This is a genomic window from Pseudomonas sp. NPDC086581 (assembly GCF_044746165.1).
Classification (GTDB): domain Bacteria; phylum Pseudomonadota; class Gammaproteobacteria; order Pseudomonadales; family Pseudomonadaceae; genus Pseudomonas.
Genome location: NZ_JBIVBR010000009.1, coordinates 29,678 through 48,123, shown reverse-complemented (window position 1 = coordinate 48,123; position 18,446 = coordinate 29,678). Strand labels below are relative to the sequence as shown.

Sequence of the window (18,446 nt, the reverse complement as noted above, 5' to 3'; positions counted from 1 at the left end):
GGGAAAACCCAGGCACGGCGCAACCAGGCGGACCGTCCACCGATAAAGAGTCGGGGGCACTGGGTCTTTCAGACACATCTTGCAAATGGCCATCGCCTTGTTGAAAATGCGATAAATTATCATTTGCAACCTTGCGCCCCCATGTCCTCGACCTTCGACGTCCAGTCGCTCTACAGCGACCATCACGGCTGGCTGCACAACTGGCTTCGCGGCCGGCTGGGCAACGCCGCCGATGCCGCCGACCTGGCCCAGGACACCTTCCTGCGCGTATTGCTCAGGCCCGAGCGCGTCGAACTGCATACCCCGCGCGCCTTCCTGCGCACCGTCGCCCGCGGCCTGGTGATCGACCACTGGCGTCGCCAGGAGCTGGAGCGCGCCTACCTCGACTCCATCGCCCACCTGCCGGAAGCGCAGATGCCATCAGCGGAAGAGCGGCACAATATCCTCCAGTTGCTGGAGAACATCGCCCGTCTGCTCGACGGCCTCAAACCGAAAGTACGCAGCGCTTTCCTGCTGGCCCAGTGCGAAGGCATGCCCCATGCGCGAATCGCAGAAGAGCTGGGCGTCTCGATACGCTCGGTGGAGCGCTACATCGCCGAAGCGCTGTTCCACTGCTACCAGCTGCGGTACGCCGAGTGAGCGGCGCCAGCGCCACGCCCGATCCGCGGGTGGTGAAGCAGGCCATCCAGTGGACCCTGCGCCTGAGCGGCAATGCCGATGCTGAGTTGCTCAGCGCCTGCGAGCACTGGCGCCAGGCCAACCCCGAACACGAAACCGCCTGGCTGCGGGTGCAGGCGCTGAACAGCGAACTGGCCGCCGGCTACCAGGCCGTGCCCGGCGCCCGCGTGGCGCTGGAGACGCTGGAAAGCACCAGCCAGCGCCTGCAGCGGCGCCAGGCGCTCAAGCTGCTCTCGACCTTCGCCATCGGCGCCTCCGCGCTGTGGCTGGCGCGCGACGTCGTGCCCTGGCAACGCTGGATGGCCGACTACAGCACCGCCACCGGCGAGCGTCGGCGCTTCACCCTGGCCGATGGCAGCCTGCTGCAACTGAACACCGACAGCGCGGTGAACGTGCGCTTCGATCCGAGCCAGCGCCTGCTGGTGCTGGAGCGCGGCGAGATTCTCGTCAGCACCGCGAAGGACGCCGCGCGCCCATTGCGGGTGCGCAATCGCGATGGTCTGTTCGAGGCTCTGGGCACCCGCTTCGTGCTGCGCCAGGACGAGCGCTCCACGCGTCTGAGTGTCGAGGAAGGTTCGGTCGCCATCGCCCCGCGCGTACGCGGCCAGACCACCACCATCGCCGAAGCCGGGCAGTCCTACGAGATCAACGGCGACAGCGCGCTGCTGGCCGAGCGCAGCAACATGGACAGCGCCGCCTGGGCCGAGGGCCTGATCGTCACCCGCGACATGCGCCTGGCGGACTTCCTCGCCGAGATCGGCCGTTACCGTCACGGTCATCTGCATTGCGATGCCAGCGTGGCTGACCTGCGATTGTCCGGCGTATTCCGCCTGGACGACACCGACAAGCTGCTGGCCCTGTTGCCGCAGACCCTGCCGGTGCGGGTGGAGAAGCGCACGGACTGGTGGGTGACGGTGAGCGCGCGGGGCTGACGGTCAATTGCATCTGCAGGGGCACCCTATGGGCGCGATCGCGGACGTGGCTCGTTACTGCAATTCAGCGCCAAACAGTTTTATTTCTCAAACGAGAATTATTTTTGTCGGGTTTCGCCGCCCGGATCGGCAAGGAGGAATAACCCGATCATTCCCCTTGTCCACGGAAGCCCCAGCATGCCAGCCATCCACCTCCCGATGCCCTCCTCCGCCCTGCCCCGCGCCAACCGGCTGGCCCATGCCGTACGCGGCGCGCTGCTGTGCGCCAGCCTGGGAGCCAGCCTGCCGCTGAGCGCCTTCGCCGCAGACGTTGCCGCCATCACCAGCAGCCGCGCCTACGCGATCCCGGCCGGACCGCTGGGCGAGGTGCTGAACAGCTTCGCCCGCGAGGCCGGCATCACCCTGTCGGCCACCCCGGAGCAGACCCGCGGCCTGAACTCGGCCGGGCTGAACGGTACCTACTCGGTGGACCAGGGCCTCTCGCGCCTGCTGGTGGACACTCCGCTGGAAGCCCTGGACCAGGGCGACGGCAACTACGTACTGCGGGCGGCCGCGCCAAGCGACGTGCTGGCCATGCCGTCCAGCGAGGTGTTCGCCCTCGGCAACGCGCTGGGCGAGGAAGACGGCTACCTGGCGACCCACAGCCAGATCGCCACCAAGACCTCCAAGTCCCTGCTGGAAACCAGCCAGAGCGTCTCGGTGATCACCCGCGAGCAGATCGACGACACCGCGTCCAAAACCGTGCAACAGGCGATCCGCTACACGCCCGGCATCTTCACCGGCCAGGTCGGCGCCTCGAACCGCTACGACTACATCGTCATGCGCGGCTTCGCCGACAACAGCGTGGACAACATCTACCTCGACGGCCTGAAGGCCATGGGCGACAGCGGCACCTTCAGTTCGATGCAGATCGACCCGTACTTCCTCGAACGCATCGACGTGCTCAAGGGCCCGTCCTCGGTGCTCTACGGCCGCAGCCTGCCCGGCGGCCTGGTGGCGCTGACCAGCAAGAAGCCGCTGTACGAGGACTACCACCAGATCACCGGCACCGTCGGCAACATGGGCCAGAAGGAAATGGGCTTCGACTTCAGCGGCCCGCTGGACGAGGAGAAACGCATCGCCTACCGCCTGGTCGGCCTGGGCAAGGGTTCGGACACCCAGTTCGACCACGTCAAGGAAGAGCGCTACGCCATCGCCCCGACCCTGGCCATCGACTTCACCGACGACACCACATTGACCCTGCAGGGCTACCTGCAACACGACCCGAACGGCGGCTACCACGGCGGCGTGCCGGCAGATGGCGCGCTGTTCCACCACAACGGCCAGAAGATCTCCCGCGAGTTCTTCGACGGCGAGCCGAGCAAGGACGACTTCGACCGCACCCAGCGCATGTTCGGCTACCAGCTGGAGCACCGCTTCGACGACGTGTGGACCGCGCGGCAGAACTTCCGCTACCTGGATTCCGACGTCGATCTCTCGCAGGTCTATGCCTACGGCTGGACCGCGCCGGACGAAAACACCCTGAACCGCTACTTCTCTGGCGCCCGCGAGCACCTGCAGGCGTACATCGTGGATAACATGGCGCAGGCCGAGTTCAACACCGGCGCGGCCAGACACACCCTGCTGATGGGCCTGGACTACCAGCGCCGCCGCACCACCGTGGATTGGCGCTCCGGCTCGGCGCAGCCGCTGGACGCGTTCGATCCGCACTATGGCAACGACGCCATCAGCTACTACCCGGACGACAACCACACCCGTCGCCTGGAACAGACCGGCGTCTACCTGCAGGACCTGATCGACATCGACAACTGGCGCTTCTCCCTCGGCGTGCGCGAGGACTGGGTGACGGTCGAGGACAAGAACCGCAGCAGCGGCAGCAAGGCCGACGACGACTGGAAGAAATTCACCGGACGCATCGGCGCGCTGTACCTGTTCGACAACGGCATCGCGCCGTACATCAGCTACTCCGAGTCGTTCAACCCCAACGCTTACTCCGACCAGTCCGGCACGCCGCTGGAACCGACCGAGGGCAAGCAGTGGGAAGCCGGCCTGAAATTCCAGCCCGAGGGCAGCCGTAGCCTGTACACCGCGTCGATCTTCCACATCACCCAGGAAAACGTCGCGTCGAAGGAGCCGCAGGACAACTTCTACACCTCCGTGGGCGAAGTGCGCTCCCAGGGCCTGGAGCTGGAGGCCCACACCCAGGTCACCGACAACCTCAAGGTACTCGGCAGCTACACCTACACCGACATCACCTACACGAAATCGCTGGACGGCAACCAGGGCCACACCCCGAACCAGGCGCCCAAGCACATGGCCTCGCTGTGGGCCGACTACGGCTTCAACGCCGGCCCGATGGACGGCCTGACCCTCGGCGGCGGCGCCCGCTACGTCGGCGAGACCTGGGCGGACAAGGAAAACACCCTGCGCGTACCGGACTACACCCTGGTGGATGCACGCATCGGCTACGACCTGTCCCGCGTCGGCCTGAAGGGCCTGGACGTCAGCCTCAACGCCAATAACCTGCTGGACAAGGACTACGTGGCGTCCTGCTACAGCCTGGACTTCTGCTACTTCGGCGAGAAGCGCAACGTCACTGCGACGGTGAACTACCAGTTCTGATTGCAAGCCACCCAGTTGCAGAGGGCGCATGCCCTCTGCAACTTCCTCTTACATTTGCAGCCAGCCATATCCCCCCTTCGGGTGGGCACTGCTGGAACAGCACCGCTCTATGCTCGCCCTCCTGTCCGCGCTCTCGCACAACAAGAACAACCTGGCCAAGCCAGCAGGAGCCCTCATGAGTCAAAGTCTCGAGACGATCTCGTCCCCTCTGGCCGAGCAGATGACATCCAGCCGCGCGCTCTATCGCAAGGTCATCTGGCGCCTGCTGCCCTTCCTGGTGCTTGCCTACGCGATCAATGCCATCGACCGCCTCAACATTTCCTTCGCCAAGCTGCGCATGGCCGAAGACATCGCCCTGAGCGAGGCAGCCTACGGGATCGGCGCCGGCATCTTCTACCTGGGCTACATCCTCTTCGAGGTACCCAGCAATCTGTATATGCAGCGTGCCGGAGCCCGCGCCACGCTGACACGGATCATGGTGCTGTGGGGCATCGTCACGGTGGCCACCGCCTTCGTCACCACTGCCAATCAACTGATCGTCGCGCGGTTCTTCCTGGGCGTCGCTGAAGCCGGGTTCTTCCCTGGCGTCATTCTCTACCTCACGTACTGGTTCCCCAGCGAACTGCGGGGCCGGATCACCGCCGTATTCATCATGTCGGCCATGGTCGCCGGCATCACCAGCGGCCCGCTGGCCGGCTGGATCATGACCCACTTCCACGGCTGGATGGGCCTGCGCGACTGGCAGGTGCTGTTCGTCCTCGAAGGCATCCCCGCGATACTGCTGGGGGTGTTCGGCTGGTACTGGCTGGCCGACCGACCGCGCGGGGCGAACTGGCTGAGCGACGAGGAGAAGGATCGCCTGGAGGCGGCACTGGCCAGCGAGCCGGCGAAATCCGGCGAACACGGCCGCTTCCTCGATGTGCTGCGCGACCCGCGGGTGTATATCGCCGGCCTGGTGTTCTTCTGCGTCTACAGCGGTTCGAACACCGTGTCGTACTGGATGCCGACACTGATCCGCGGCTTCGGTATCGAGGACCTCAAGTCAATCGGACTGCTCGCCAGCCTGCCGTACGCAGTGGGTATCGTCGGCATGTACCTGCTGGGTCGCAGCTCGGACAAGCGCCAGGAACGACGCTGGCACGTCGGCGCGACCATGCTGGTCAGCGCCATCAGTTTCTTCCTGCTCGGTTTCGCCCAGGGTCACCTGCTACTCTCGGTGGCCCTGATGACCCTCGGCGCAGCAACGGCGATGTCCGCCCTCTCGCTGTTCTGGACCATTCCACCGGCCCTGCTCAGCCCTGCCCGGGCAGCCGGCGGCATTGCAGTGATCAGCGCCATCGGCGGCCTGGCGGGAGTGATCAGCCAGATCATGGTCGGCGCGATCAAGACCGCCACCGGCAACCTGTACCTGGCCTTCGACGTGATCGCAGCGGCCCTGGCCATCGGCGCGCTGATCTTGCTGATGGGCATTCCGGCGCATCGCCTGCGCAAACGGCCGCACTGAGCGGCAGACAGCAAAAGGCCCCGGTTCGACGGGGCCTTTTGCTTCAACCGGGGTTAGAACTCCGCCGCGTGGCGATAGCGCGCCTCCAGTTCCAGGGACATGCGGTAGGCCTGCGCCTCACCCTCGGAGTGGAAGATGCCGACCAGCTGGCCTTCCTGATACACATCCCAGCAACGCCCGCCGTGGGCGCGGAACTCGCGGGATTTATGGTCGTCGTCACGCTCGGTCACTGTAATGCTCATGTCTTTCTTCTCCGGTTTTGCCGTACATCAAGGCAATGCCAGAATCATTTAATTAGCTAGCTAATTAAATAGCTGCTTTCGAGAAAGACCCTTGCAAGGATTCGCCAAAACGAGCGTCCCAGAAACGCAAAAGCGCAGCTCGAAGGCTGCGCTCTTGGTGACGATCCGTTCGAGTTAGAACGGAATGTCGTCGTCGAAGCTGTCGTAGTCCGGAGCCGGTTGCGGCGCGGGCTGGGACTGCTGCTGCGGCGCAGGACGCTGAGCCTGCTGCGGACGCTGTTGCGGCTCGCGGGGAGCGCGCGGAGCGTCGTCACCACCGGCGCCTGGACGACCGCCCAGCAGTTGCATGTTGCCGTTGATGTCGACCACGATTTCGGTGGTGTACTTGTCCTGACCGTCCTGACCCTGCCACTTGCGGGTACGCAGGCTGCCTTCGACGTAGATCTGCGAACCCTTGCGCACGTACTCGGCGACGATTTCCGCCAGGCGACCGAAGAACACCACGCGGTGCCACTCGGTACGCTCCTGCTGTTGGCCGGTCTGCTTGTCCTTCCAGCTCTCGCTGGTGGCCAGGGTGACGTTGGTCACCGCGTTGCCGTTGGGCATGTAGCGGGTTTCCGGATCGCCACCGACGTTACCGACCAGAATGACTTTGTTAACCCCACGGGCCATGACGCTCTCCTAAAGGCTTCAGCACGTCGCCTGCTCGGCACCAGCGAGGCGCTCGAGGGACGTGCGATCAACTTGTTGGGAATCCACTTTGACATAAGCGGCCGCTTCTTCCACGACCACCATCACATCGCTCACACCGGGCAATGCCTTGAAACGCTCAACCAACGAAGCATCGCGCAGCGCCTCATCGGACAGAGGCAGGCGAATACTTGTTACATAAGGCGGTTCGCGCATGGTAACAGCAATCGCCAGCCAGAGGGCAGCCAGCACCGCGCAGCCGATGAACACCCCGTCGAGCCCGCCGTGCTGGAACATCCAGCCGCCCAGGATGCCGCCCACGGCGGCACCGAGGAACTGGCTGGTGGAGTAAACGCCCATCGCCGTGCCCTTGCCGCCGGCAGGCGAAACCTTGCTCACCAGCGAAGGCAGCGAGGCCTCCAGCAGGTTGAACGCGGTGAAGTAGACGATGATGCCGAACACCAGTTCCTTGAGGCTGTTGCCGAACTCCCAGAAGAACAGTTCGCAGAGCATCAGGGTCGCCACGGCACCGGTCAGCACGCGTTTCATCTGACGCTTCTTCTCGGCGTAGATGATGAACGGGACCATGCCGAAGAAGCCCACCAGCAGCGCGGTCAGGTAAACCCACCAGTGCTCTTCCTTGGGCAGCCCGGCGCGCTCCACCAGCGCCAGCGGCAACGCGACGAAACTGGCCATCAGGATCGCGTGGAGGACCAGGATGCCGGCGTCCAGGCGCAGCAGCTCGCCGTTCTTCAGGGTCGGCAGCAGCGACTGCTTGGCCACGCTGGACTCGCGGTGCTGCATGCGGTGGTCAGGCGTCGGCACGAAGAACAGGATGATCAGCATGCCCACCAGGGCCATGCCGGCGGTGAACCAGAACAGGCCGTGCAGACCGAACCAGTGGGTCAACACGGGGCCTGCGACCATCGCCACGGCGAAGGACACGCCGATGCTCATGCCGATCATGGCCATGGCCTTGGTGCGGTGCTGCTCGCGGGTGAGGTCGGACAGCATCGCCATCACCGCCGCGGAGATCGCCCCGGCGCCCTGCAGGACGCGGCCGGCGATGATGCCCCAGATGGAATCGGCGTTGGCCGCCAGCGCGGCACCGGCGGCGAACACCAGCAGGCCGACGACGATGATCGGTCGGCGGCCGATGCGGTCAGACAGGGTGCCCAGCGGAATCTGCAGGATCGCCTGGGTCAGGCCATAGGCGCCGATGGCCAGGCCGATTAGTGCCGGGGTGGCGCCGGCCAGGTCCTGGCCGTAGGTGGCGAGCACCGGCAGGACCATGAACATGCCGAGCATGCGGAACGCGAAGACCAGGGACAGGCCGGCGGCCGCGCGGGTTTCGGTGCCACTCATGCGCTCAGTGTGGGAATCGTGCATAAGCCCCTCATGAAAGACGAATAACGGGAATGCGCTGGATTGCCCCCGTGGCATCGCGCCATCCGGGCCTTGCAGGGCCGGTTGTCGCCAACGCCGAAAAATAGCCGCGCATTCTATCAGCCCAACGGTCCAAGGGCACACACGCGCTACTTTGCCGCGTGCCGGAAACGCCCCGTATAATCGATAGTTTTCGCCCGCCAAGCGAGGCCGTAGTGGACAAGATCCTCATCCGTGGGGCACGTACCCACAACCTGAAGAACATCGACCTGACCCTGCCGCGCGACAAGCTGATCGTGATCACCGGCCTGTCCGGCTCCGGCAAGTCTTCCCTGGCCTTCGACACACTCTATGCCGAGGGCCAGCGTCGCTACGTGGAATCCCTGTCGGCCTACGCCCGGCAGTTCCTCTCGATGATGGAAAAGCCCGACGTCGACACCATCGAAGGTCTGTCGCCAGCGATCTCCATCGAGCAGAAATCCACCTCCCACAACCCGCGCTCCACCGTGGGCACCATCACCGAGATCTACGACTACCTGCGCCTGCTCTATGCGCGCGTGGGTATTCCGCGCTGCCCGGACCACGACATCCCGCTGGAAGCGCAGACCGTCAGCCAGATGGTCGACCAGGTGCTGGCGCTGCCCGAAGGCCGCAAGCTCATGCTGCTGGCCCCGGTGATCCGCGAGCGCAAGGGTGAGCACCTCGCAGTATTCGAGGAGATGCGCGCCCAGGGCTTCGTCCGCGCCCGCGTCGACGGCAAGCTCTACGAACTGGATGAAGTGCCCAAGCTGGACAAGAAGCTCAAGCACTCCATCGATATCGTGGTCGACCGCTTCAAAGTGCGTGGCGACCTGCAGCAGCGCCTGGCGGAATCCTTCGAGACGGCGATCAACCTGGCCGACGGCATCGCTCTCGTCGCCCCGATGGATGATGAAGAAGGTGAAGAGATGATCTTCTCCGCCCGCTTCGCCTGCCCGATCTGCGGCCACTCCATCAGCGAGCTGGAACCCAAGCTGTTCTCCTTCAACAACCCGGCCGGCGCCTGCCCGACCTGCGATGGCCTGGGCGTGAAGCAGTTCTTCGATGCGCGCCGGGTGGTAAACGGCGAGCTGACCCTGGCCGAAGGCGCGATTCGCGGCTGGGACCGGCGCAACGTCTACTACTTCCAGATGCTCGGCTCGCTGGCAGGGCACTTCGGCTTCAGCCTGGAAGAACCCTTCCAGGACCTCGACCCAGATCACCAGAAGTTCATCCTCAACGGATCGGGCCGCGAGAACGTCGAGTTCCGCTACCTCAACGACCGCGGCGATATCGTCAAGCGCGCGCACCCGTTCGAGGGCATCCTGCCGAACCTGGAGCGCCGCTACCGCGAGACCGAGTCGGCCACCGTGCGCGAGGAGCTGGCCAAGTTCCTCAGCACCCAGCCCTGCCCGGACTGCCACGGCACCCGCCTGCGCCGCGAAGCGCGCCACGTGTGGGTGGGCGACAAGACCCTGCCGGCGATCACCTCGATGCCGGTGGGCACTGCCTGTGAATATGCCGAGAGCCTGACCCTGACCGGCCGCCGCGGCGAGATCGCCTCGAAGATTCTCAAGGAGATTCGCGAGCGCCTGCAGTTCCTGGTCAACGTCGGCCTCGACTACCTGACCCTGGACCGCAGCGCCGACACCCTGTCTGGCGGCGAGGCCCAGCGTATCCGTCTGGCCAGCCAGATCGGCGCCGGCCTGGTGGGCGTCATGTACATCCTCGACGAGCCCTCGATCGGCCTGCACCAGCGCGACAACGAGCGCCTGCTGGGCACCCTCACCCACCTGCGCAACCTGGGCAACACGGTGATCGTGGTCGAGCACGACGAGGACGCCATCCGTCTCGCCGACTACGTCGTCGACATCGGCCCCGGCGCCGGCGTGCACGGCGGGCAGATCGTCGCCGAGGGCACGCCGCAACAGGTCATGGACCATCCGGACTCGGTCACCGGTGCCTATCTGTCCGGTCGCACCAAGATCGTCGTGCCCGCCGAGCGCACCCCGCGCAACAAGAAGCAGTTGCTCAAGCTCAAGGGCGCGCGCGGCAACAACCTGCAGAACGTCAACCTGGAAATCCCGGTCGGCCTGTTCACCTGCATCACCGGCGTCTCCGGCTCGGGCAAGTCGACGCTGATCAACAACACCCTGTTCCCGATCACCGCCACCGCGCTCAACGGTGCCACCACGCTGGAAGTCGCGCCCTACGACTCGTTCGACGGCCTGCAGCACCTGGACAAGGTGGTGGACATCGATCAGAGCCCGATCGGCCGCACTCCGCGCTCCAACCCGGCGACCTACACCGGGCTGTTCACGCCGATCCGCGAGCTGTTCGCCGGCGTGCCGGAAGCCCGCTCGCGCGGCTACGGTCCGGGGCGCTTCTCGTTCAACGTCAAGGGCGGCCGCTGCGAGGCCTGCCAGGGCGACGGCGTAATCAAGGTGGAAATGCACTTCCTGCCGGACATCTACGTCCCCTGCGACGTCTGCAAGGGCAAGCGCTACAACCGCGAGACCCTGGAAGTCCGCTACAAGGGCAAGAGCATCACCGAAGTGCTGGACATGACCATCGAAGATGCCCGCGCGTTCTTCGATGCCGTGCCAGCCATCGCCCGCAAGCTGCAGACACTGATGGACGTAGGCCTGTCGTACATCAAGCTGGGCCAGAGCGCGACCACGCTGTCCGGTGGTGAGGCGCAGCGGGTGAAGCTGTCCCGCGAGCTGTCCAAGCGCGACACCGGCAAGACCCTGTATATCCTTGATGAGCCGACCACCGGCCTGCACTTCGCGGATATCCAGCAACTGCTCGACGTGCTGCACCGCTTGCGCGACCACGGCAACACCGTGGTGGTGATCGAGCACAACCTGGATGTGATCAAGACCGCCGACTGGCTGGTCGACCTCGGTCCCGAGGGCGGCTCCAAGGGCGGCCAGATCATCGCCACCGGCACACCGGAGCAGGTCGCGGAGCTGGCGGTGTCGCACACCGGGCACTTCCTCAAGCCACTGCTGGAGCGCGATCGGGCCTGATCCGCACCGGCATGAAAAAGCCCCTGCTGCCGAACGGCGCAGGGGCTTTTCTTTGGGCTATTGCAGGAGCGGGCCATGCCCGCGATCAGCGCGCCTCGCGCGCTCCTGCAAGATGCACATCAGATCTGCGACTGCAGATAGTTCTCCAGGCCCATCTTCTGGATCAGACCGAGCTGCTGCTCCAGCCAGTAGGCGTGGTCTTCCTCGGTATCGGTCAGCTGCACGCGCAGGATGTCGCGGGTGACGAAGTCCTTGTGCTTCTCGCACAGGGCGATGCCCTTGGCCAGGGCGGCGCGTACGTGACGCTCCAGCTTGAGGTCGGCTTCCAGCATCTCCGGCACGGTCTTGCCCGGGTGGATGTCGTCCGGGCGCATGCGCGGAGTGCCTTCGAGCAGCAGGATGCGACGCAGCAGGGCGTCGGCGTGCTGGGTTTCCTCTTCCATTTCGTGGTTGAGGCGCTCGTAGAGCTTGGTGAAGCCCCAGTCCTCGTACATGCGCGAATGGATGAAGTACTGGTCGCGAGCGGCCAGCTCACCGGTCAGCAGCGTGTTGAGATAATCGATAACCTCGGCATGGCCTTGCATCAGCCTTCTCCCTGGGACGTGACAGCGAATTAAACGGCGCTATGGTCGCGACTGGCCATGACCGGGGTCAAGTCCGCAATGCCCCACAAACGCAACCGCCCTCCGAAGAGGGCGGCTGGTGGAGCGGTTTCAGCTTAGTCCAGCTTCAGACCCAGCGCCTTGGCGACGCCTTCACCGTAGGCCGGATCGATGTTGAAGAACAGAGCGAGCTGACGACGCTGGATAACCTCCGGAACGCCCGCCATGTCATCGGCGATGTTCTCGTACAGGCGCTGCCGCTGGGCTTCGTCGAACAGGCCGAACAGCGCGGCCGGCTGGCTGTAGTAGTCGTCGTCGACGCGGTGGTTCCAGTGATCCGCAGTGCCTTCCAGGGTCAACGGCGGTTCGGAGTAGTCCGGCTGCTCCTGCCACTGGTTGAAGCTGTTCGGCTCGTAGGTGACAGTCATGTCACCGTTGTTGCCGTCCACGCGCATGGCGCCGTCGCGGTGATAGATCCGCGGGTTATTGCGCGCAGCGTTCACCGGGATCTGGTGATGGTTCACGCCCAGGCGGTAGCGGTGCGCATCGCCGTAGGAGAACAGGCGGCCCTGGAGCATCCTGTCCGGCGAGAAGCCGATACCGGGGACGATGTTCGCCGGGCTGAAGGCGGACTGTTCGACCTCGGCGAAGTAATTCGCCGGGTTGCGATTGAGCTCGAAGTAGCCAACTTCGATCAACGGGTAATCGCCGTGCGGCCAGACCTTAGTCAGGTCGAACGGGTTGTAGCGGTAGGTCGCAGCCTCCTTCTCCGGCATGACCTGCACGTACATCTTCCAGCGCGGGAAATCGCCGCGCTCGATAGCGTCATAGAGGTCACGCTGCGAGCTTTCGCGGTCGGCGCCCACCAGCTTGGCGGCTTCCTCGTTGCTCAGGTTCTCGATGCCCTGCTGGGTCTTGAAGTGGAACTTGACCCAAAAGCGCTCGTTGCCAGCGTTGATGAAGCTGAAGGTGTGGCTGCCGAATCCATGCACGTGACGGTAGCTGCGCGGCAAGCCGCGGTCGCTGAAATCGATGGTCAGTTGGTGCAGCGCTTCGGGCAGGTGCGAGAAGAAGTCCCACTTCAGCGTGGCGTTGCGCAGGTTGGTGCGAGGATCGCGCTTCACCACGTGGTTAAGGTCGGGGAATTTCAGCGGGTCGCGGAAATAGAAGACCGGAGTGTTGTTGCCTACCAGGTCCCAGTTACCTTCCTCGGTGTAGAACTTCATGGCGAAGCCGCGGATATCTCGCTCGGCATCCGCAGCACCACGCTCGCCGGCCACAGTGGAGAAGCGCAGGAACAGCGGAGTCTGCTTGCCGACCTCGGAGAACAGCTTGGCGCGGCTATAGCGGGTGATGTCGTGGGTGACGGTGAAAGTGCCGTAGGCCGCGGAGCCCTTGGCATGCATGCGGCGCTCAGGAATCACTTCGCGGTCGAAGTGCGCCAGTTTCTCCAGGAACCAGACGTCCTGCAGCAGCATCGGGCCCCGCGGGCCGGCGGTCTGAACATTCTGGTTATCGGCGACCGGCGCTCCGGCAGCAGTCGTCAGGCGGGTGTTGTCACTCATCGTTACTCTCCTCAACGGCGGGGTGCTACAGGCCGGCGAATCACGAAAGCTGTGAGCGCGGCCCGACATCCCAATCGGACAATTAAGCGCCTCCACGGGCGTTGCGGCTGTTGATCCAGCTCAGCAAGCAGTAGAAGTCGGCGCCGTTAAGGATCCGTGACAAGGGTATTGATCAGCCAATTTATTGATTCGAGCCGATCGATAGAGAAAAACTTTTCATTAGGCGATAAAAAACCGGGCACAAGGCCCGGTTTTTTATAAGCAAGGCGTAAACCTTACTCCGCAGCTTCTACCGCTTGGCCGCCAACAGCGCGGTCAATCAGTTCGACGTATGCCATGGGGGCATTGTCGCCAGCGCGGAAGCCGCACTTCAGGATGCGCAGGTAGCCGCCCGGACGGTTGGCGTAGCGCTTGCCCAGTTCGTTGAACAGCTTGCCTACGGCCTCTTTCGAACGGGTACGGTCGAAAGCGAGACGACGGTTGGCAACGCTATCCACTTTAGCCAAGGTGATCAGCGGCTCGGCAACGCGACGCAGCTCCTTGGCCTTGGGCAGGGTGGTTTTGATCAGTTCGTGTTCGAAGAGCGACACAGCCATGTTCTGGAACATAGCCTTGCGGTGCGCGCTGGTGCGGCTCAGGTGACGACCACTTTTACGATGGCGCATGGTTCAATTCCTTTCCAAACTTTACGTTCGGTAGCTACGACGATCAGGCAGTAGCCTTGTCGTCTTTCTTGAGACTTGCCGGCGGCCAGTTGTCGAGGCGCATACCGAGGGACAGACCGCGAGAGGCCAGAACGTCCTTGATTTCGGTCAGGGACTTCTTGCCAAGGTTCGGCGTTTTGAGCAGCTCTACTTCGGTGCGCTGAATCAGGTCACCGATGTAGTAGATGTTCTCTGCCTTCAGGCAGTTGGCCGAACGGACGGTCAGCTCAAGGTCATCGACCGGACGCAGCAGGATCGGATCGATCTCGTCTTCCTGCTCTTCAACAACAGGCTCGCTGTCGCCCTTGAGGTCCACGAACGCTGCCAGCTGCTGTTGCAGGATGGTAGCGGCGCGACGGATAGCCTCTTCAGGGTCCAGGGTGCCGTTGGTTTCCAGATCGAGGACCAGCTTGTCCAGGTTGGTACGCTGTTCGACACGGGCGTTTTCGACCACGTAGGCAACACGACGCACGGGGCTGAACGAGGCGTCGAGCTGAAGACGGCCAATGCTGCGGCTTTCGTCTTCATCGCTCGAACGGGCATCAGCCGGCTCGTAGCCACGGCCACGAGCGACTTTCAGCTTCATGTTCAGCGCGCCGTTATCGGCCAAGTGGGCGATAACATGGTCACCGTTGACGATCTCGACATCATGATCCAGCTGAATATCGGCAGCGGTCACCACACCCGAGCCCTTTTTCGCCAGGGTCAGCGTCACTTCGTCACGGCCGTGCAGCTTGATGGCCAGGCCTTTCAGGTTGAGCAGGATCTCGATGACATCTTCCTGCACACCTTCGATGGCGGAGTACTCGTGGAGTACACCGTCGATCTCGGCCTCGACTACCGCACAGCCAGGCATGGAGGACAACAGGATGCGACGCAGCGCGTTGCCCAGGGTATGGCCGAAACCACGCTCGAGAGGCTCGAGAGTGATCTTGGCGCGGGTTTGGCTGACCACCTGCACATCGATGTGGCGGGGGGTCAGGAACTCATTTACCGAACTCTGCATGGATGCACCTATTTTCTAGCCCTTACTTGGAGTAGAGCTCGACAATCAGGTTTTCGTTGATGTCGGCGGACAGATCGGCACGAGCCGGGACACTTTTGAAGGTGCCAGCTTTCTTGTCGGTATCCACTTCGACCCACTCAACGCGACCGCGCTGGGCGCACAGGTCCAGAGCTTGGGCGATACGCAGCTGGTTCTTCGATTTCTCGCGAACAGCAACCACGTCACCAGCTTTGACCTGGTAGGACGGTACGTTTACGGTCTGACCGTTGACGCTGATGGTCTTGTGGGACACCAGCTGACGGGATTCGGAACGAGTGGAACCGAAGCCCATACGGTAGACGACGTTGTCCAGACGGCACTCAAGCAGCTGCAGCAGGTTTTCACCCGTGGAGCCCTTGCGGCGGGACGCTTCCTGATAGTAGCCACGGAATTGACGTTCCAGAACGCCGTAGATGCGGCGAACTTTTTGTTTCTCGCGCAGCTGCAGACCGTAGTCGGACAGGCGACCACGACGCTGGCCATGCTGGCCGGGAACTTGTTCTGCCTTGCACTTCGAGTCGAGGGCACGAACGCCGCTCTTCAGGAAGAGGTCAGTGCCTTCGCGGCGGGACAGTTTGCACTTGGGACCAATGTAACGAGCCATTTCTCACTGTCTCCTATTACACGCGACGCTTTTTCGGCGGACGGCAGCCGTTATGCGGGATCGGGGTTACGTCGGTGATGCTGGCGATCTTGTAACCGCAGGCATTCAGCGCACGAACAGCCGACTCGCGACCCGGGCCCGGGCCTTTGACGTTTACGTCAAGGTTCTTCAGACCGTATTCCAGAGCAGCCTGGCCGGCACGCTCGGCCGCTACCTGGGCAGCGAACGGGGTGCTCTTACGCGAGCCACGGAAGCCCGAACCACCGGAGGTAGCCCAGGACAGAGCGTTGCCCTGACGATCAGTGATGGTAACGATGGTGTTGTTGAAGGACGCGTGGATATGCGCGATCCCGTCGACCACCGTCTTTTTGACTTTCTTGCGAGGACGAGCAGCAGGTTTTGCCATGACTAGATTCCTAAGCGATTACTTGCGGATCGGCTTACGCGGGCCCTTACGGGTGCGCGCGTTGGTCTTGGTGCGCTGACCGCGAACCGGCAGACCACGACGATGACGCAGACCGCGGTAGCAACCGAGGTCCATCAGACGCTTGATGTTCATGTTGATTTCGCGACGCAGGTCACCTTCGGTGGTCAGCTTGGCCACCTCGGTACGCAGCGAATCAATCTGCTCTTCGCTCAGCTCTTTGATCTTTACAGCCGGGCTGATGCCAGTGGCTGCACAGATGCTCTGTGCGGTAGTGCGACCAACACCATAGATGTAGGTCAGCGAGATAACAGTGTGCTTGTTATCCGGAATGTTTACGCCTGCAATACGGGCCATTCAGAAAAACTCCAATTGACAGCTACCCGGCGCCCAGGGAGCCAAGAAAGGGCGCGGATATTAGCGCTGTAAAAACAAATAATCAACCCGGCAGCACACTAGCTGCCGGGTTATAACGCGTGTTTCACACTCAGCCTTGGCGCTGCTTGTGACGCGGCTCCGAGCTGCAGATCACACGAACGACGCCTTCGCGACGGACGATCTTGCAGTTACGGCACAGCTTCTTAACCGATGCACGAACTTTCATCAGTGACTCCTCGAACCTTACGGGTTAGCGCAGCAGACCGCTGCCATAGCCCTTCAGGTTGGCTTTCTTCATGAGGGATTCGTACTGGTGAGAAACGAGGTGCGATTGTACTTGAGCCATAAAGTCCATCACAACCACGACCACGATCAGCAACGAGGTCCCGCCAAGGTAGAACGGTACGTGGGCAGCTACGACCAGGAACTGGGGCAGCAGGCACACAGCCGTCATGTACAGGGCACCGAACATGGTCAAACGGGTCAGCACGCCATCGATGTAGCGAGCCGACTGTTCACCCGGACGAATACCCGGAATAAATGCACCGGACTTCTTGAGGTTTTCCGCCACGTCCTTCGGGTTGAACATCAGCGCTGTATAGAAGAAGCAGAAGAAAACGATCCCTGCACTAAACAGCAGAATGTTCAGCGGCTGACCAGGAGCAATCGCTTGCGCGACGTCCTGCAGCCAACCCAGGCCTTCCGACTGACCGAACCAGGCACCCAGGGATGCCGGGAACAGCAGAATGCTGCTGGCGAAAATCGCGGGAATCACACCCGCCATGTTCACTTTCAGCGGCAGATGGCTCGTTTGGGCGGCAAACACCTTGCGACCTTGTTGGCGCTTGGCGTAGTGCACGGCGATACGACGCTGCCCCCGCTCGATGAACACAACGAACGCGATGATAGCCACGGCCAGCAGACCGATGGCGATCAGGGCGAAGATGTTGATGTCACCTTGACGCGCGGACTCGAAGGACTGGCCGATTGCTCGGGGCAGACCTGCGACGATACCGGAGAAGATCAGCATGGAGATGCCGTTGCCGACACCCCGCTCGGTGATCTGCTCACCCAGCCACATCATGAACAGTGCACCCGCCACGAAGGTGGTGACCGACACGAAGTAGAAGCCGAAGTCGTTGGAGAAGGCCACGCCCTGGCTACCCAGACCAATGGACATGCCAATGGCCTGGACGAGTGCCAGGACGAGAGTCGCGTAGCGGGTGTACTGGCTGATCTTGCGACGCCCAGACTCACCCTCTTTCTTCAACTGCTCCAGCTGCGGGCTGATAGCGGTCATGAGCTGCATGATGATCGATGCCGAGATGTACGGCATGATTCCCAGTGCAAAAATACTCATGCGCTCCAGCGCGCCGCCGGAAAACATGTTGAAGAGGCTAAGAATGGTCCCCTCGTTCTGCCGGAACAGTGCCGCCAAGCGATCGGGGTTGATGCCCGGGACTGGGATATGCGCGCCGATCCGATAGACGATGATCGCCAGGAACAGGAAACGCAGACGTGCCCAGAGCTCGGACAAACCACCACCGTTGCTCAGCGCAGAGAGAGCACCTTGCTTAGCCATTTAGTCCTCGATTTTGCCGCCAGCTGCTTCGATAGCCGCACGAGCGCCCTTGGTGGCGCCGATGCCTTTCAGGGTGACTGCGCGAGTAACGTCGCCCGACAGCATGACTTTCACACGCTGTACGTTCTGGTTAATCACGTTGGCATCCTTCAGGGACTGCACGGTTACGACATCACCCTCGACCTTGGCCAGCTCGGAAGTGCGCACTTCTGCGCGATCCATGGCTTTCAGCGAGTTGAAGCCGAACTTCGGCAGACGACGGTGCAGCGGCTGCTGACCACCCTCGAAGCCCGGAGCAATGGAGCCACCGGAGCGGGAGGTTTGACCTTTGTGACCACGGCCACCGGTCTTGCCCAGACCGCTACCGATGCCACGGCCCGGACGGTGCTTTTCGCGACGGGCACCCGGCGCGGAACGCAGATCGTTCAGTTGCATGGA

Annotated in this window: 18 protein-coding genes; 5 read left to right on the top strand and 13 right to left on the bottom strand. The window is 62.9% G+C overall.

Going from position 1 to position 18,446, the window contains the following annotated elements:
• Positions 1 to 141 precede the first annotated feature (141 nt).
• From ACIPK7_RS18565 to ACIPK7_RS18550, 4 genes are all read left to right on the top strand, one after another.
• Entirely contained in the window at positions 142 to 639 is a 498-nt protein-coding gene (locus ACIPK7_RS18565) for a sigma-70 family RNA polymerase sigma factor (protein WP_192435047.1), read from the top strand.
• On the top strand, positions 636 to 1,610 hold the full coding sequence (locus ACIPK7_RS18560; protein WP_401089416.1) for a FecR domain-containing protein: 975 nt from the start codon (positions 636 to 638) through the stop codon (positions 1,608 to 1,610). The genes ACIPK7_RS18565 and ACIPK7_RS18560 overlap by 4 nt, the downstream gene beginning before the upstream one ends.
• 177 nt (positions 1,611 to 1,787) lie before the next feature.
• Positions 1,788 to 4,232 (top strand): TonB-dependent siderophore receptor, encoded by a 2,445-nt coding sequence (locus tag ACIPK7_RS18555; RefSeq protein WP_401089414.1) that lies wholly within the window; start codon positions 1,788 to 1,790, stop codon positions 4,230 to 4,232.
• A gap of 175 nt (positions 4,233 to 4,407) precedes the next feature.
• On the top strand, positions 4,408 to 5,736 hold the full coding sequence (locus ACIPK7_RS18550; protein WP_401089412.1) for an MFS transporter: 1,329 nt from the start codon (positions 4,408 to 4,410) through the stop codon (positions 5,734 to 5,736).
• Positions 5,737 to 5,789: 53 nt separating this feature from the next.
• On the opposite strand, the gene ACIPK7_RS18545 is transcribed toward ACIPK7_RS18550, so the two are convergent.
• The 3 genes from ACIPK7_RS18545 to ACIPK7_RS18535 form a co-directional block, all read right to left on the bottom strand.
• Positions 5,790 to 5,978: a hypothetical protein gene (locus ACIPK7_RS18545; RefSeq protein ID WP_401089410.1), complete on the bottom strand. Its 189-nt coding sequence runs from the start codon at positions 5,976 to 5,978 to the stop codon at positions 5,790 to 5,792.
• A gap of 174 nt (positions 5,979 to 6,152) precedes the next feature.
• Positions 6,153 to 6,650 carry a single-stranded DNA-binding protein gene (gene ssb, locus ACIPK7_RS18540; RefSeq protein ID WP_017521888.1) on the bottom strand — a complete coding sequence of 166 codons (498 nt, stop codon included), beginning with the start codon at positions 6,648 to 6,650 and terminating at the stop codon, positions 6,153 to 6,155.
• Positions 6,651 to 6,668: 18 nt separating this feature from the next.
• Positions 6,669 to 8,057 (bottom strand): MFS transporter, encoded by a 1,389-nt coding sequence (locus ACIPK7_RS18535; RefSeq protein ID WP_401089408.1) that lies wholly within the window; start codon positions 8,055 to 8,057, stop codon positions 6,669 to 6,671.
• A gap of 212 nt (positions 8,058 to 8,269) precedes the next feature.
• Between ACIPK7_RS18535 and uvrA the strand changes: the two genes are divergently transcribed.
• Positions 8,270 to 11,104, top strand: coding sequence for an excinuclease ABC subunit UvrA (gene uvrA / locus ACIPK7_RS18530; protein ID WP_081517084.1), 2,835 nt, complete (start codon positions 8,270 to 8,272; stop codon positions 11,102 to 11,104).
• A gap of 119 nt (positions 11,105 to 11,223) precedes the next feature.
• Here uvrA and bfr read toward each other — a convergent pair whose 3' ends face one another.
• The 10 genes from bfr to rplO all read right to left on the bottom strand — a co-directional run bounded on the left by bfr (position 11,224) and on the right by rplO (position 18,443).
• Positions 11,224 to 11,688, bottom strand: coding sequence for a bacterioferritin (bfr, locus tag ACIPK7_RS18525; RefSeq protein ID WP_015475340.1), 465 nt, complete (start codon positions 11,686 to 11,688; stop codon positions 11,224 to 11,226).
• Positions 11,689 to 11,822: 134 nt separating this feature from the next.
• Positions 11,823 to 13,271 carry a catalase KatA gene (gene katA, locus ACIPK7_RS18520; protein ID WP_401089406.1) on the bottom strand — a complete coding sequence of 483 codons (1,449 nt, stop codon included), beginning with the start codon at positions 13,269 to 13,271 and terminating at the stop codon, positions 11,823 to 11,825.
• A 275-nt stretch (positions 13,272 to 13,546) separates the two neighbouring features.
• Positions 13,547 to 13,936 carry a 50S ribosomal protein L17 gene (gene rplQ / locus ACIPK7_RS18515; protein ID WP_015475338.1) on the bottom strand — a complete coding sequence of 130 codons (390 nt, stop codon included), beginning with the start codon at positions 13,934 to 13,936 and terminating at the stop codon, positions 13,547 to 13,549.
• A gap of 43 nt (positions 13,937 to 13,979) precedes the next feature.
• Positions 13,980 to 14,981, bottom strand: coding sequence for a DNA-directed RNA polymerase subunit alpha (locus ACIPK7_RS18510; RefSeq protein WP_009617182.1), 1,002 nt, complete (start codon positions 14,979 to 14,981; stop codon positions 13,980 to 13,982).
• Positions 14,982 to 15,003: 22 nt separating this feature from the next.
• A complete protein-coding gene (gene rpsD / locus ACIPK7_RS18505; protein WP_017521893.1) occupies positions 15,004 to 15,624 on the bottom strand; it encodes a 30S ribosomal protein S4 in 621 nt (206 codons plus the stop codon).
• Between the two features lie 16 nt (positions 15,625 to 15,640).
• Positions 15,641 to 16,030 carry a 30S ribosomal protein S11 gene (gene rpsK, locus ACIPK7_RS18500; RefSeq protein ID WP_003093689.1) on the bottom strand — a complete coding sequence of 130 codons (390 nt, stop codon included), beginning with the start codon at positions 16,028 to 16,030 and terminating at the stop codon, positions 15,641 to 15,643.
• Positions 16,031 to 16,048: 18 nt separating this feature from the next.
• Entirely contained in the window at positions 16,049 to 16,405 is a 357-nt protein-coding gene (gene rpsM, locus ACIPK7_RS18495) for a 30S ribosomal protein S13 (protein ID WP_024767079.1), read from the bottom strand.
• Between the two features lie 130 nt (positions 16,406 to 16,535).
• Positions 16,536 to 16,652 carry a 50S ribosomal protein L36 gene (gene rpmJ / locus ACIPK7_RS18490; protein ID WP_045215308.1) on the bottom strand — a complete coding sequence of 39 codons (117 nt, stop codon included), beginning with the start codon at positions 16,650 to 16,652 and terminating at the stop codon, positions 16,536 to 16,538.
• Positions 16,653 to 16,676: 24 nt separating this feature from the next.
• Entirely contained in the window at positions 16,677 to 18,008 is a 1,332-nt protein-coding gene (gene secY / locus ACIPK7_RS18485; RefSeq protein WP_024767080.1) for a preprotein translocase subunit SecY, read from the bottom strand.
• A complete protein-coding gene (rplO, locus tag ACIPK7_RS18480) occupies positions 18,009 to 18,443 on the bottom strand; it encodes a 50S ribosomal protein L15 (protein ID WP_045215310.1) in 435 nt (144 codons plus the stop codon). It lies immediately after the preceding gene.
• Positions 18,444 to 18,446: the final 3 nt, after the last annotated feature.

What these genes read in the sequence shown, in the direction of transcription:
- rplO (WP_045215310.1), bottom strand. Translation starts at nt 18,443, where the DNA reads ATGCAACTGAACGATCTGCGTTCCGCGCCGGGTGCCCGTCGCGAAAAG.
- rplQ (WP_015475338.1), bottom strand. Translation starts at nt 13,936, where the DNA reads ATGCGCCATCGTAAAAGTGGTCGTCACCTGAGCCGCACCAGCGCGCAC.
- secY (WP_024767080.1), bottom strand. Translation starts at nt 18,008, where the DNA reads ATGGCTAAGCAAGGTGCTCTCTCTGCGCTGAGCAACGGTGGTGGTTTG.
- ssb (WP_017521888.1), bottom strand. Translation starts at nt 6,650, where the DNA reads ATGGCCCGTGGGGTTAACAAAGTCATTCTGGTCGGTAACGTCGGTGGC.
- ACIPK7_RS18545 (WP_401089410.1), bottom strand. Translation starts at nt 5,978, where the DNA reads ATGAGCATTACAGTGACCGAGCGTGACGACGACCATAAATCCCGCGAG.
- bfr (WP_015475340.1), bottom strand. Translation starts at nt 11,688, where the DNA reads ATGCAAGGCCATGCCGAGGTTATCGATTATCTCAACACGCTGCTGACC.
- rpsM (WP_024767079.1), bottom strand. Translation starts at nt 16,405, where the DNA reads ATGGCCCGTATTGCAGGCGTAAACATTCCGGATAACAAGCACACTGTT.
- ACIPK7_RS18535 (WP_401089408.1), bottom strand. Translation starts at nt 8,057, where the DNA reads ATGCACGATTCCCACACTGAGCGCATGAGTGGCACCGAAACCCGCGCG.
- katA (WP_401089406.1), bottom strand. Translation starts at nt 13,271, where the DNA reads ATGAGTGACAACACCCGCCTGACGACTGCTGCCGGAGCGCCGGTCGCC.
- ACIPK7_RS18565 (WP_192435047.1), top strand. Translation starts at nt 142, where the DNA reads ATGTCCTCGACCTTCGACGTCCAGTCGCTCTACAGCGACCATCACGGC.
- ACIPK7_RS18510 (WP_009617182.1), bottom strand. Translation starts at nt 14,981, where the DNA reads ATGCAGAGTTCGGTAAATGAGTTCCTGACCCCCCGCCACATCGATGTG.
- ACIPK7_RS18550 (WP_401089412.1), top strand. Translation starts at nt 4,408, where the DNA reads ATGAGTCAAAGTCTCGAGACGATCTCGTCCCCTCTGGCCGAGCAGATG.
- ACIPK7_RS18555 (WP_401089414.1), top strand. Translation starts at nt 1,788, where the DNA reads ATGCCAGCCATCCACCTCCCGATGCCCTCCTCCGCCCTGCCCCGCGCC.
- rpsK (WP_003093689.1), bottom strand. Translation starts at nt 16,030, where the DNA reads ATGGCAAAACCTGCTGCTCGTCCTCGCAAGAAAGTCAAAAAGACGGTG.
- rpsD (WP_017521893.1), bottom strand. Translation starts at nt 15,624, where the DNA reads ATGGCTCGTTACATTGGTCCCAAGTGCAAACTGTCCCGCCGCGAAGGC.
- rpmJ (WP_045215308.1), bottom strand. Translation starts at nt 16,652, where the DNA reads ATGAAAGTTCGTGCATCGGTTAAGAAGCTGTGCCGTAACTGCAAGATC.